Here is a 14,108-nt window from a genome sequence, read left to right on the forward strand (position 1 = left end):
CGAACTGTCTTACTTTTCTTTGATCGGTGTGCTGTCGGTGATCTTGAAGCGCAGTACCCCGATCAACTGACCGTCTTCGGTCAGCACCCGGACCTGCCATTTGCCCGCCGGGTTGCCGGGGAAGTTCTGCTTGTGGGTCCAGGCGCGATAGCCTTCCTTGCGGCCACCGTGAATATCCAGCGCGATGCGATCGACCTCTTTGCCGTTGAACTGCCAGACATGATAAATCCGCTCGTCGAGGCCGCGCGGAGCATTGATCGCGGTATAGGCATACAACCCGTCGCCACGGATCTGCTCGGCGCTGACTTCTTCCAGACTCTTGCCGGGCGTTCGGTCCTGCATTTGCGTGCTGATGGCCACTTCGGTCATCCACAGCGTCGCCGGCGGTACCCACGAACGCAGCACCCAGCCCACGCCACCGATGCCTACGGTGATACTGAGGATCGCCACGGCGTTGCGCACGGTGCGGATCGGGAAGATCGAAGCGAGGCTCGGGAATGACAACAGCACCGCGATGCCCAGCGCCCACTTGAAACTTTGTGAGGTGGTCAGGTGCATGATCACCGGTAACGCGGTGAGCAGGGCGGCAAACAGGGTCAGCGTATGCAACGCCAGGAACGCCCAGCGCCGCGGCGCCAGCCACTTGTAGTAGAGCGGGTCGACGATGGAGATCAATGCCGCGATACCCAACAGCCCGGTGAAGAACAGTTGGCCGCTGTTCCAGGTGGTGGTGATGAAAAAGAACGGCAGGACGAAGAACAGGCTTTCCTGATGGATCATCTGCGTTGCATAACGCAGCAGGGGCTGGGGAATTTCCCGCTTGAAGATTTTGGTGAACAGCTTGGTCAGGCTGTTTTCCAGCATCAGCCAGACCCAGCTGATCAGCATGATGGTGGTGATCCAGCTCGCCAGCCCCTGTTGCCGATCCACCAGGATGAAGCTGCCGACCCCGGAGATAAAGCCACCGAGCGCAATGACCCCGGGGTAGCGCTTCATCAGTTCGAGGATGCGCTGTACGAAAAGGGTCAGGGTCGGCATTCGGCGGTTCACAGTCGTCGTAGGAAAAATCCTCGACAGGGTACCGCTGGCGGGGCGGTGTGGCGAGGGGCCACAGCCGGTTGACGTGCGAAACTTGTGGGAGCGAGCCTGCTCGCGAAGAGGTCGGCAGATCCCGCATTGATATCGCCTGCTTTGCCGCCTTCGCGAGCAGGCTCGCTCCCACAAGGATCTCTTACTTTCTGCGATGAAAGCGCCAGGCCGCCAGACTGAGTACGATCAATCCCAGTAATCCGGCCATCACCCACAACAACTGATCATCACTGAGCAACGGCTTTTCAATCCGGACATACCCCGGTTGCAGGAGCAATTCGCGCATCGCCTTGTTGGCTTCTGCCAGAGTCACCGCTTGCAGCTCCTTGGCCGGATTGGCGAAACGGCCGTCCTCGTAGTCCCCAAGGGCGCTCCAGTAGTAATCGGCCAGCGCGCTGTTGCCTTGCACGGCCCAGGCCTGGCGGGCGATGGCGGCCTGTTTGAGGCGGTTGAAGGTCTCGGCATTCAGACCGTCCTTGAGCAACCCGGCCTTCATTTCATCCAGCACCTTTTGCGCTTCGACCACGTCATCGCGCTCCAGATCGGCGTTGAGGCTCATGAAGCCCACACCGCCGAACACCTCACGCTCGGCCCACGGGCCGTAGGACAAACCGTGCGCCAGGCGCAGCTGGCGATACAGCGCCCAGTCCAGATAATCCTTGAGCAGGTCGAAGGTTTGGTCGTGCTGATCCTCCAATACCGGTTCCGGTACCAGCCAATGCAGCTTGGCCCCACCGCCTACAAAGCCGCGGGTCAGGTTGCGTTCATGGGCGGCACTGGCCTGGATTTGCGGCAGCGGCGGGTGGCCCGTCGGTTCGACAGGCTTGAGCACGCCATACGCCCGCTCCAGATAAGCCGGCAGCAAGCGGTCAAGATCACCGACCACGATCAACGTCATATTGTTGGGCGCGTACCAATCCTTGCGCACCTTCTCCAGTTGTTCGCGAGTCAGTTGATCGACTTCCGCACGTTCAGGGCACTTGAGACCCAGCTCGACGGCCAGTTGCTTGCTCGCGGTATGCCCCAGATCCTGGCGATCCAGCCAACGCTGCAAATGCGTGTAGTGGCCGCCGTCTTCGCGCTCGACCACTTGCTTGGCGGCGTTGATGGCGTTGTCGTCGAAGCGGGTCTGGGTCAGCAGCGCCAGCAGCAGGTCGAGGACTTTGCGCTGGTTTTTGGCCGGGGCTTCGATCACGAAGGTGGTGTCGGCATTGCTGGTAAAGGCGTTCCATTCGCCCCCCAGCGCTTGCATGCGCTCCTCCAGGCCGCCTTCGCCACTGGCGTCGATGCCGCTAAACAGCAAGTGTTCAAGCAAGTGCGGCAACTCTTTTTCGGCGCAACCGAAATCATCGATACCCACGCCAACCACCAGGCGAATCGCCACGTGCCCGCGTTCGGTGCCGGGCTTGAGCAGCAATTGCAGACCGTTACGCAGGGTGTAGCCCTCGACCTGGAAGCGATCCAGGGCTAGCGATGGTAATGAACCCAGCAACAGACAGGCGAACAACAGGCAACGCATAACGAGCTTCCATACGGCTGATTGGAGATCCATGTCGTCAGTCAGGCCGTCTTCGCGAGCAGGCTCGCTCCCACATGGTTTTGTGAACCCTGCAAATCAACTGTGGGAGCGAGCCTGCTCGCGAATGACCTTCCAGCCGAATCAATGTTACTGACTGACCACTCTGGCAGACGTTCAAGGCGAATGCGTGATGTCCGCCAGATCGTCGGCCGCCAGTGCGCCGGTTTCGGAGGTTTCCAACACCACATAGGCACTGCTGCAAAACAGCGAGTTCAGACGCTTCATATCGGCGATCAGCTCCAGGTGCAGGGAGCTGGTCTCGATACTTTGCACGATCTTACGTTGCAATCGGCTGACATGAGCGTGGGCCAGGCGGCGTTCCTGTGCACGAAAGCGACGTTTCTCCCGCAGCAATTGGCGGGCACTTTCCTTATCGGCGCTGAGAAACACCGACAAGCCCAGACGCAGGTTGGAAATCAGCTGACTGTGCAACCCCGCCAACTCCTCCAGGCCAACCTCGGAAAACGACCGTCGCTGCGCGGTTTTCTGTTGCTGGACCTTGCGCAGCATGCGCTCGATCAGGTCACTGGCCAGTTTCAGGTTGATCGCCAGCTCGATGATTTCCGCCCACCGCCGGCTGTCCTGGTCACTGAGGTCCTCGCGGGGCATTTGCGCCAAGTACAGCTTGATGGCGCTGTAGAGGGATTCCACATCATCCGTCAGGCGTCGCATTTCCTGAGTGACGGCAGTTTGCTTGCCGTGCAGCACGTCCTGCATGGCTTCGAGCATGTTATCGATCAGGTCACCCATGCGCAGGGTTTCCCGGGCGGCGTTGGCCAAAGCGAGACTGGGCGTGACCAACGCGGTCGGATCAAGGTGCCGGGGTTTGGCGGTGCCATTGAGTTGCGGGCGCTCCGGCAGCACCCACGCGCAAAACCTGGCCATCGGCCCGACGCTGGGCAGCAGGACCAGGCAGCGCGCCGTGTTGTAGAGCAGGTGAAAGCCGATGACCATTTCCTGAGGACTGAAATCCAGGCTGTCGATCCAATGCACCAGCGGGTCGAGCACCGGAATGATCAGCAACAGGCCGATCAGCTTGTACAACAGGCTGCCCAACGCCACCTGACGACCCGCTGCGTTCTGCATGCTGGTGCTGAGGAACGCGAGGATGCCACTGCCGATGTTGGCGCCGATCACCAGGCCGAGGGCCACCGGCAGACTGATCACGTTGGCACCGGCCAGGGTTGCGGTCAGCAATACCGCCGCCAGGCTGGAGTAGGAAATCATCGCGAACAACGCGCCGACCAGGGCGTCGAGCAGGATATCGCCGGTCAGCGAGGCAAAAATAACCTTCACCCCTTGGGCGTGGGTGATCGGCGCGGCGGCTTCGACGATCAGTTGCAGCGCCAGGATGATCAATCCCAGGCCAATACTGACGCGGCCCATCTGGCCTACTCGCGTCTGTTTACGCGAGAGAAAGAAGATTACCCCGACAAAAATCAGCAGCGGCGACAGCCATGACAAATCGAAGGTCAGCACCCGCGCCATCAGCGCCGTACCGACATCGGCCCCAAGCATGGTCGCCAGCGCAGGAGTAAGCCCCATCAAACCCTGGCCGACAAATGACGTGACGAGCATCGCCGTGGCGTTGCTGCTCTGGACCATGGCGGTCACCACGATCCCGGAGATGAACGCCAGCCAGCGTTTGGACATGTTCTGGCCGATCACATGGCGCAGGTTGGACCCGTAGACCCGCAGGATGCCGGTGCGGACGATGTGCGTGCCCCAGATCAGCAAGGCCACGGCAGAAAGCAAATTGAGCAGGGTGAGCATGCAGGGCCCCCTGTGGTGGTAGCGCCCCAAAGGAGCAAGTTGACGGTGCCGCGCGATGTTCTACGTTCTGTACTTAAGCTGTAGTTGGCTAACGGTCTGGGCGCCAGCATCGCATAGCTAAAGAAGCGATTGAAACAAAACTGTCATGAAAACAGCTTGCTGCGGACAAGAAAAAGGGACCCTGAAGCGACTGTGGGAGCGAGCCTGCTCGCGAAGGCGGTATGACAGACGACTTTGATGTCGACTGGCATTCCCTCTTCGCGAGCAGGCTCGCTCCCACAGGTTTTGCGCGCTAAGCGGCAGACAACAGGGTTACTGCCCCGGAATGTCCTTGCGCAGTTTCACCGGATCCTGCTGCTTCTTCTTTTTGGCGATCGCGGTGCGCATCTTGATGTTGATCGCTTCCACTGCCAGCGAGAATGCCATCGCGAAGTAGACGTAGCCTTTTGGCAAGTGCACTTCGAAGGACTCGGCAATCAACACGGTACCGACCAGCAACAGGAACGCCAGCGCCAGCATTTTCAGCGACGGGTGCTTGTCGATGAACGCACTGATGGTACCGGCGGCCAGCATCATCACCAGTACGGCGACGACGATCGCAGCGACCATGACCGGTACATGGGAAACCATACCCACGGCGGTGATCACCGAATCCAGGGAGAACACGATGTCGATGATCGCGATCTGGATGATGGTGTACAGGAAGCTGCCGCCTTTGACGCTCGGCTCATCATGGGTTTCATCTTCGCCTTCCAGCGCGTGGTACATCTCTTGCGAGCTCTTCCACAGCAGGAACAGACCACCGAAGAACAGGATCAGGTCTCGCCCGGAAATGCCCTGGCCGAACACTTCGAACAGATCGGCGGTGAGACGCATGACCCAGGTGATCGACAGCAACAACAGAATCCGCGTGATCATGGCCAGCGCCAGGCCGAAAATCCGGGTGCGCGCCTGCATGTGCTTGGGCATGCGGCTGACCAGGATCGAAATCATGATGATGTTATCGATGCCCAGGACGATTTCCAGGGCGGTCAGGGTGAAGAAGGCAACCCAGATTTCAGGGTTGGTCAGCCATTCCATGTGTATTCCTTTGAGCGAGTGTTAAACCACAAAGGGTCCGGGCTTCAAACAGCGAAGCCTGGACCCTCAATGGTGAGTCTTGGGCTTATAGAGTGCTGAACAGCGGAAAAATCCCCATCAGCAACGCGGCGACCAGTATGCACATGCACACCAGCACTGCCCACTTCAGGGTGAAGCGCTGGTGATCACCAAAATCGATCCCGGCCAGGGCCACCAACAGGTAAGTCGATGGTACCAGCGGGCTCAGCAAGTGGACGGGCTGACCGACGATCGAGGCACGTGCCATTTCCACCGCGGTTATACCGTAGTGGCTGGCGGCTTCGGCAAGTACCGGTAACACGCCGTAATAAAATGCATCGTTCGACATGAAAAAGGTGAACGGCATGCTCACCAGCGCCGTGATCACGGCCAAATACGGGCCGAGGAAATCAGGGATCACCGACAGCAGGCTTTTCGACATGGCATCGACCATACCGGTGCCCGACAGGATACCGGTGAAGATGCCGGCGGCAAAGATCAGCCCGACCACTGCCAGCACGCTGCCGGCGTGCGCCGCGACGCGATCCTTCTGCTGCTGCAGGCACGGATAGTTGACGATCATCGCGATACTGAAAGCCACCATGAACAGCACCGGCAGCGGCAGCAGGCCGGCGATCAGGGTGCACATCAGGCCCAGGGTCAGGGCGCCGTTGAACCAGATCAGCTTCGGACGACGGGCATCCGGGAACTGGGAAACGCTGATTTCGCTGTGATCGATTTCATCGCCGACCAGATGCAGTTCACCCAGGCGCGCACGCTCACGTTTGCCGTAGAAATAAGCGATGGCCAGGATAGCCACGACACCGGCAGCCATCGCCGGAATCATTGGGACGAAGATCGCCGACGGATCCACATGCAGTGCACTGGCCGCACGGGCGGTCGGGCCACCCCATGGGGTCATGTTCATCACGCCACCGGCGAGGATGATCAGACCGGCCATGATCCGCGGGCTCATGCCGATGCGGCTGTAAAGCGGCAGCATGGCGGCCACGCAGATCATGTAAGTGGTCGCGCCGTCACCATCAAGGGAAACGACGAGCGCCAGTACGGCGGTGCCGACCGATACTTTCAGGGGGTCACCCTTGACCATCTTGAGGATCTTGCGCACGGCCGGGTCGAACAGGCCGGAGTCGATCATCAGGGCAAAGTACAGAATGGCGAACATCAGCATCACGCCGGTCGGCGCGAGCTTGGTGATGCCTTCAAGCATCATCGGGCCGATTTTCGGGCCGAAACCACCGAACAGGGCGAAGACGATCGGGATGATGATCAGGGCGATCAGCGCGGACAGGCGCTTGGTCATGATCAGGAACATGAAGGTGATGACCATGGCGAAGCCAAGGAAAGTCAGCATGGGAATACTCCAGGCGTGGCGCGGCTAGGGAATGGGCGGACCGGGTCGGGTCAGCGCAGAACGGGAAGCACGAGACGTACGGGCGGAGTGACAACGAGGAGGCGGGTTACAGAGGACATCAGAATCACCATTGTTGTTGTTAAATGGACCTGGCGAGCAATCGAACACTCGCATTGGCCAACCGGTCTGTTGCCGGCAGTGAGGGCGATCCTAATCGCGCAAGCTTTCAGCCAGCTTTCGGCCATGAAAGCGTTGACCGGAAGTGCAACCGGTCGTCGGACGGGGCAGGGAGGGAAACCGAGTCAAGCCCCTTCGCGAGCAGGCTCGCTCCCACACTGGATCGGTGTCGTACGCGAGCCCCCGTGTGGGAGCGAGCCTGCTCGCGAAGGCGTCAGTCAGGAGGAAGCGATATGGTCGACATTCATACAGGCGGCTGCCACTGCGGCCAGCTGCGCTATCAATTCAGCGGGCCGCTGCACGACATCGCCCACTGCCATTGCTCGATATGCCGACGGGTCAGCGGCGGCATCGTGACCACCTGGATCACCGTGCCCGCGAAGGCCTTCCAATGGCTGGCCGGAACACCGGCGCGGTACGACTCTTCAGCGACCTGCGCGCGCTACTTCTGCGGCCACTGCGGGGCGCAACTGGCACTGGTCACCCACCTCAGCCCCAAGACTATTGATGTGACCATCGCCACCCTTGATCACCCCGAGCAGGCTCCTGCCGAACGGCACATCTGGACTGACAGCCGCTTGCCATGGCTGCACCTGGACGAGCATTTGCCCGGCGAGCCGGAAGAAACCTTATAAACTTAAATTAAGCCTGATCAAAAAATAGACAGATCCAGCGGGCGAATCGCGCCCATCCAGATCGCGTGCTCGCTGTGATCGCGCAGATCGTCGCCGGTGTCCGGATGCAGGAACACCACCAGCCCCTTGCGGTTGAGCGCCAGCCAGGGCAGCACGTCACCGATCAATTCCGGACCGAAGGCCAGCTGGCAGCTCCAGTCCGGGTGCGGGCCGACGGGGCGTTCATGCACGCGGCCCATTTTCAGCGGGAACAGTTGCGCCGCCTGCTCGCACAAGGCCCGCGCTTGATCGACGGTGCTGGCGTCGAAATACACATGGGCGTGGTAGCCCTTGATCGTTGGCATCTGAAGCCCTCTGAATCGGTTCGAACCGTCGGTGTTTGCCGCAGGTCACACGCCATATAGGTCAATAACAGGGAGCGCAGCCATGAAGAATGCCGAAACCCCGGTCGTGAAAGTGGTGCTTTATGGTGCCATGAGTAGCCTGGGCAGTGCGCTGATGGCTGAATTGCTACGCCGCCAGCACGAAGTGATCGCCATACTCGATGATCTGACGGCGCTCGCGCCACGTCCGGGCTTGCGCACCAAGACCGGCGATTTGTTCGAGGCTGAACGGGTGAAGCAAAGCGTGGCGGGCAGTTCGGCGGTCATCTGTCTACTGGACGCACCCGGATTACCGTTCAACAGTGAACACGTGGAAAAAAACATCGTTCCGGGGCCGGTCGAGCAAGTACTGGCGGCGGACGCGTTGATCGATGGCATGCAAGCGGCGGGCATCGCGAGGTTGTTTCTGGTGGGGGACTTCGAGGTCCTGGACGATCCCGAGACCTTCGATCCACTGCAGCGTCACGCCGCCGAGGAAATCCGCGAAGCCCTGCAAAGCAGCTCCTTGAAGTGGACGTTGGTGAATGCTCCGCGTGGAGTGCCCGGATTGACCATCGAACATTTCAGCCATGTCAGCAGCACACTGGAACCAGGGCTGGCTGAACCACTGGAGCGCCTGGTCCGGGCGGCAACAGGGATTGCCGATGAATTGCATTTGAACCTGCACATCGGTGAGCACGTCAGTTTCGTCGCGGCTGACAGCTAAACCGCGATAGACGGCAGCGCCAGGCCATTGAGCGATTGTGCACTGCTGGCCTGCTCGGCCACCAGCCAATCGACAAACTGCTGAATCAACGCCCCACGCCGTTTGCGCTGCGGCAGTACCACGTAGTATCCCAACCGCGACATCACCGTCTCGGCAATCGGCCGACACAGCAACCCCTGCGCCAACAAGTTATCCACAAGGTGGCGCCAACCAATGGCCACGCCCTGACCACCAATCGCCGCCTGAATCAGCAACGTGTAATTGTCGAAGCGCAATTGCCCTGGAGCGGGAGGCGAGGTGATCCCCAACTCGCGAAACACGCCACTCCAGTCAAACCAGTTGCTGCTGTGCTCGCCGCGCAAGTGCAACAGTGGAAACTCCAGCAATCCCTGGGCAGGCAAGGGCAGGGCACGCTCATTCAACAGTTGCGGGCTACAGACCGGAAACACTTCTTCGCTGAACAGCCAATGGCTTTCGCCCTGCTTGAAGCGACCATCGCCGAATAACACCGCCACATCGATGTCGGTGCGCAGCATGTTGTGACTACGTTCACTGGTCACCAGGCTGACATCCACCTGCGGATTGGCGGCGTGAAAACGATGCAAACGCGGCATCAGCCAATAGGCGGCGAAGGCGAAATCGGTGGCGACTTGCAGCACCTCATGCTGTTGCTGTGCGCTGATCGCGTTCAAACCAGCATCGATTTGCTGCAAACCCAGCTGAACTTGTTCGAAAAGTATCATCCCAGACTCGGTCAATTCGATGCCGCGGTAAATGCGGTCGAACAGCCGTGTCGCCAGTCGCTCCTCCAGGCGCTTGATTTGCTGGCTGATGGCCGGTTGCGTGGTGCCAAGCTCGACTGCCGCAGCGGTAAAGCTGCGTTGTCGCGCCGCCGCTTCGAAGGCGCGCAGCAAATCCAGAGACAGGTCACCAAGTGCGTCATACATAAGCTGTGCTTATCCTAGTCATTGTCACGCATGGGCTTTACCACAAACTGTATGGGTTTCATGCTCGATCACAGCACTCTCGCATAAACATCCACTATGGAATGCCGCGATCACATGAAGCGCAAGAACATTCTTTTCATCATGGCCGATCAAATGGCCGCGCCAATGTTGCCGTTCTACGGCCCTTCGCCAATCAAACTGCCTAATTTGAGCCGCCTCGCCGCCGAAGGCGTGGTGTTCGATTCCGCGTATTGCAACAGTCCGTTGTGCGCGCCGTCGCGTTTTACCCTGGTCAGCGGTCAGCTGCCGAGCAAGATCGGTGCTTACGATAACGCGGCGGATTTCCCTGCCGATGTCCCCACTTATGCCCACTACCTGCGTCGTCTCGGCTACCGCACCGCGCTGTCGGGCAAGATGCATTTCTGCGGCCCGGACCAGTTGCACGGCTATGAAGAACGCCTGACCAGCGACATCTATCCGGCCGACTACGGTTGGGCGGTGAATTGGGATGAGCCGGATGTGCGGCCGACCTGGTACCACAACATGTCGTCGGTGCTGCAAGCGGGACCCTGCGTGCGTACCAATCAGTTGGATTTCGACGAAGAAGTTGTATTCAAGGCCCAGCAGTATCTGTTCGATCACATTCGCGAAGATGGCGACCAGCCGTTTTGCCTGACGGTTTCGATGACCCATCCACACGATCCTTACACCATTCCAAAGGCCTTCTGGGATCTGTACGACGACGCCGACATCCCATTACCCACAACGCCGGACCCACACGGTCTCGATCCGCATTCCCAGCGGTTGCTCAAGGTTTATGACCTGTGGGACAAGCCGCTGCCTGTGGATAAGATCCGCGACGCACGCCGCGCCTATTTCGGCGCCTGCAGCTATATTGACAGCAACGTCGGCAAACTCCTGCAAACGCTCGAAGATACTGGTCTGATCGACGACACCATCATCGTCTTCTCTGGCGACCATGGCGACATGCTGGGCGAGCGTGGCCTCTGGTACAAAATGCACTGGTACGAAATGGCTGCACGGGTGCCCCTGTTGATAAGTGCTCCGGGTCAATTCGGCGCGGGCCGGGTCAGCGCCTCGGTGTCCACCGCCGACCTGTTGCCCACTTTCGTCGAGCTGGCGGGCGGGTCACTGGAGCCGGGCTTGCCGCTGGACGGTCGGTCGCTGGTCCCGCATCTGCAAGGGCAGGGCGGTCACGACGAAGTGTTCGGCGAATACATGGCCGAAGGCACCATCAGCCCATTGATGATGATTCGCCGGGGCAACTACAAATTCATCTACAGCGAAGACGACCCTTGCCTACTCTTCGATGTACATAACGATCCACATGAGCTGGAAGAACTCAGCCAATCACCGCAATATCGCCGGCTGTTCGACGACTTTCTCACCGAAGCGCGGGCTAAGTGGAATATTTCGGCGATCCACCAACAGGTGCTCGCGAGCCAGCGGCGCCGGCGTTTCGTCGCAGACGCCCTGACCATCGGCAAGCTGAAGAGCTGGGATCACCAGCCGCTGGTGGACGCCAGTCAGCAATACATGCGCAACCATATCGACCTTGATGATCTGGAGCGTAAAGCACGTTATCCACAACCCTGCCAAAACCAATAATGTTAAGGGGAAGTCCATGCAAAGGTTATCCACAGTACTGACGGTCGGGCTTCTGGCTCTGAGCAGCGCATCGGCCTATGCCGATCAGAGTTGCGAGACAGTGAAGATGGCCGATCCTGGCTGGAGCGACATCGCCGCGACCAACGCCATCACCGGTTTTCTGCTGGACGGCATGGGCTACAAGGCCAAGGTCGACACCCTTGCGGTGCCGATCACGTTTGGCGGGCTCAAGGACGGCCAGGTCGATGTGTTCCTGGGTAACTGGATGCCGGCGCAACAGGGCTTCTACGACAAGTTCGTCGCCACCGGCGATGTCACACAACTGGCGAAAAACCTCGACGGCACCGAATTCACCCTCGCGGTTCCGGACTATGTCTGGGACGCGGGCGTGCATACCTTCGCCGACCTGAACAAATACGCGGACAAGTTCGACAGGAAAATCTACGGCATCGGTTCCGGTGCGCCAGCGAACATTTCCCTTCAAGAGATCATCAAGAAAAACGATTTCGACATGGGGCAATGGAAACTGGTCGAATCCAGTGAGCAGGCGATGCTGGCCGAAGTGTCCCGCGCCGTGAAGAAGCAGAAATTCGTAACATTCCTGGGCTGGACTCCACACCCGATGAACGTGCAGCTGAAAATGCATTACCTCAAGGGCGGCGAGAAATACTTCGGCGACACCGGCACCGTCCACACCCTGACCCGCAAAGGTTATGCACAGGCCTGCCCGAACGTCGGCAAGCTGCTGACCAACCTGAGTTTCACTCAGGAGATGGAGAACAGCATCATGGCCGAGGTGGTCAACAAGAAAGTCAGCAATGCCGATGCAGCCAAGGCGTGGATCAAGGCCAACCCGGCGGTGCTGGATAAATGGCTCGATGGCGTAAAAACCGTGGATGGCAAGGATGCGTTGCCGGCAGTGAAAGCCAAGCTGTAACAATTACCTGTGGGTTGTAATGATTACCTGTGGCGAGGGAGCTTGCTCCCGCTCGGCTGCGCAGCAGACGCAAACCCGGACAACTCGATAAGGCTGACTAACCGCGTTGACCGGATTGGGAGCGCTACGCACTCCAGCGGGAGCAAGCTCCCTCGCCACAGTGATTGCGTCGTCCTGTTACCCTTGTGCAAAACCCCAACCGAGAGGCTTCATGGCCCTTCCCAGCCGCCATTCACTCTTCCCGTTCCTTACCTGGTTGCCCCGGCAAACCCGCGCCAGCGTCGGTCGAGACCTGATCGTCGGCCTCAGCGGTGCGATTCTCGCGTTGCCACAATCCATTGCCTACGCACTGATCGCCGGTCTCCCACCGGAATACGGCTTGTACGCGGCGATCATCCCGGTATTGATCGCTTGCCTGTGGGGCTCGTCGTGGCATTTGATCTGCGGTCCTACAGCGGCCATCTCCATTGTCCTGTACGCCAGCGTCAGTCCTCTGGCCGTTCCAGCGACACAGGACTACGTCACCTTGATCCTGTTGCTGACGTTTCTGGCCGGGATTTTCCAGTGGCTGCTGGGCTTGCTGCGCTTTGGCGCGCTGGTGAATTTCGTTTCTCATTCAGTAGTACTCGGCTTCACCCTCGGCGCGGCGGTGGTGATCGCCATCGGCCAGTTGCCCAACCTGTTGGGGCTGGCTTTGCCCAGCCAGGCCACCGCGCTGGACAGCTTCATCGCGCTGTTCAAACACCTCGACGAACTCGATAAACCATCACTGGTGCTGGGGCTGGCGACCGTGGTGGTGGGTGTAATCCTCAAGCTGTGGTTGCCGCGCTGGCCAACGCTGTTGATCACTCTGGTGCTGGGCGCACTCACGGTCTGGCTCTGGCCATCGATGTTCGGCCACGTGGAACTGGTCAGCGCATTCACCGGAAAGCTGCCGCCCTTGAGCCCGTTGCCGCTGGACCTCGACCTGATCCTGCGCCTGCTGCCTAGCGCCGTGGCCGTGGGCATGCTCGGCCTGGTCACCAGCCTGTCGATTGCCCGTTCGTTGTCGGCGCGCTCGCAACAATTGCTCGACGCCAATCAGGAGGTCCGCGCCCAGGGTTTATCCAACATCGTCGGTGCGTTTTTTTCCGGATCGCTGTCAGCCGGCTCCTTCACTCGCTCGGCCCTGAGCTACGAAGCAGGCGCCTGCTCACCCCTGGCAGGGATTTTTTCGGCGTTGTGGGTGGCGTTGTTCGCGATCTTCGGTGCGCAGTTGATCGCGCACATTCCGATTCCGGCCATGGCCGGCAGCATTCTGCTGATCGCCTGGGGCCTGGTGGACCATCGCGGCATTCGTGCCTTGCTGCGGGTCAGCCGCGCCGAGTTCCTGGTCATGGTCCTGACTTGTGTCGCCACCTTGCTGCTGGAACTGCAGACGGCGATCTATGCCGGGGTGCTGGCGTCGCTGTTCTTTTACCTCAAGCGCACCTCGCAACCGCGGGTACAACATGTGCGCGACGGCGATGAGGACATTCTGCGGGTGGGCGGTTCGATCTTTTTCGGCGCCAGCCATTACCTGCAAGTACGCCTGCAACGGATGCACGGCGCGCGCGTGGTGATCGAGGCGCAGCAGATCAACTTCATCGATTATTCAGGGGTGGAAATGCTGCATCAGGAAGCGCGACGGCTACTGCGGCAAGATCGCAGCCTGACCCTGCGCCGGGCGCGGCCGCAGGTGGTGGAAGAATTGAGGAAGCTTGAGGGGGCGGAGAAATGCCCGATCCGTTTCGAAGATTGA

12 protein-coding genes are annotated in these 14,108 nt (G+C 59.8%); 5 read left to right on the forward strand and 7 right to left on the reverse strand.

Going from position 1 to position 14,108, the window contains the following annotated elements; genetic code table 11:
* Nucleotides 1-9 precede the first annotated feature (9 nt).
* The 5 genes from CKW21_RS13695 to CKW21_RS13715 form a co-directional block, all read right to left on the reverse strand.
* Nucleotides 10-1,038, reverse strand: coding sequence for a DUF5924 family protein (locus CKW21_RS13695; RefSeq protein WP_095194496.1), 1,029 nt, complete (start codon nucleotides 1,036-1,038; stop codon nucleotides 10-12).
* Between the two features lie 193 nt (nucleotides 1,039-1,231).
* A complete protein-coding gene (locus tag CKW21_RS13700; protein ID WP_095194497.1) occupies nucleotides 1,232-2,608 on the reverse strand; it encodes a pitrilysin family protein in 1,377 nt (458 codons plus the stop codon).
* Between the two features lie 174 nt (nucleotides 2,609-2,782).
* A complete protein-coding gene (locus CKW21_RS13705) occupies nucleotides 2,783-4,441 on the reverse strand; it encodes a Na/Pi cotransporter family protein (protein ID WP_095194498.1) in 1,659 nt (552 codons plus the stop codon).
* A 312-nt stretch (nucleotides 4,442-4,753) separates the two neighbouring features.
* Nucleotides 4,754-5,521: a TerC family protein gene (locus tag CKW21_RS13710; protein WP_095194499.1), complete on the reverse strand. Its 768-nt coding sequence runs from the start codon at nucleotides 5,519-5,521 to the stop codon at nucleotides 4,754-4,756.
* Nucleotides 5,522-5,606: 85 nt separating this feature from the next.
* Complete coding sequence (locus CKW21_RS13715; protein ID WP_056854231.1) at nucleotides 5,607-6,914, reverse strand: CitMHS family transporter; 1,308 nt, start codon at nucleotides 6,912-6,914, stop codon at nucleotides 5,607-5,609.
* Between the two features lie 410 nt (nucleotides 6,915-7,324).
* On the opposite strand from CKW21_RS13715, the gene CKW21_RS13720 reads away from it, so the two are divergent.
* A complete protein-coding gene (locus CKW21_RS13720) occupies nucleotides 7,325-7,726 on the forward strand; it encodes a GFA family protein (RefSeq protein WP_095194500.1) in 402 nt (133 codons plus the stop codon).
* A 17-nt stretch (nucleotides 7,727-7,743) separates the two neighbouring features.
* Here the strand turns inward: CKW21_RS13720 and CKW21_RS13725 are convergent, their stop codons facing one another.
* Nucleotides 7,744-8,070: a DOPA 4,5-dioxygenase family protein gene (locus CKW21_RS13725; protein ID WP_095194501.1), complete on the reverse strand. Its 327-nt coding sequence runs from the start codon at nucleotides 8,068-8,070 to the stop codon at nucleotides 7,744-7,746.
* Between the two features lie 82 nt (nucleotides 8,071-8,152).
* On the opposite strand from CKW21_RS13725, the gene CKW21_RS13730 reads away from it, so the two are divergent.
* On the forward strand, nucleotides 8,153-8,815 hold the full coding sequence (locus CKW21_RS13730) for an NAD(P)-dependent oxidoreductase (protein WP_095194502.1): 663 nt from the start codon (nucleotides 8,153-8,155) through the stop codon (nucleotides 8,813-8,815).
* Here CKW21_RS13730 and CKW21_RS13735 read toward each other — a convergent pair.
* Complete coding sequence (locus CKW21_RS13735) at nucleotides 8,812-9,762, reverse strand: LysR family transcriptional regulator (RefSeq protein ID WP_095194503.1); 951 nt, start codon at nucleotides 9,760-9,762, stop codon at nucleotides 8,812-8,814. The two genes, CKW21_RS13730 and CKW21_RS13735, sit on opposite strands and share 4 nt — an antisense overlap.
* 114 nt (nucleotides 9,763-9,876) lie before the next feature.
* Here CKW21_RS13735 and betC point away from each other — a divergent pair, with 114 nt between their 5' ends.
* From betC to CKW21_RS13750, 3 genes are all read left to right on the forward strand, one after another.
* Entirely contained in the window at nucleotides 9,877-11,391 is a 1,515-nt protein-coding gene (gene betC, locus CKW21_RS13740) for a choline-sulfatase (protein WP_095194504.1), read from the forward strand.
* A 16-nt stretch (nucleotides 11,392-11,407) separates the two neighbouring features.
* Entirely contained in the window at nucleotides 11,408-12,328 is a 921-nt protein-coding gene (choX, locus tag CKW21_RS13745) for a choline ABC transporter substrate-binding protein (protein ID WP_095194505.1), read from the forward strand.
* 211 nt (nucleotides 12,329-12,539) lie between these two features.
* Entirely contained in the window at nucleotides 12,540-14,108 is a 1,569-nt protein-coding gene (locus CKW21_RS13750; protein ID WP_095194506.1) for a SulP family inorganic anion transporter, read from the forward strand.

It is taken from the genome of Pseudomonas sp. Irchel 3A7 (genome assembly GCF_900187565.1).
Lineage (GTDB): Bacteria > Pseudomonadota > Gammaproteobacteria > Pseudomonadales > Pseudomonadaceae > Aquipseudomonas.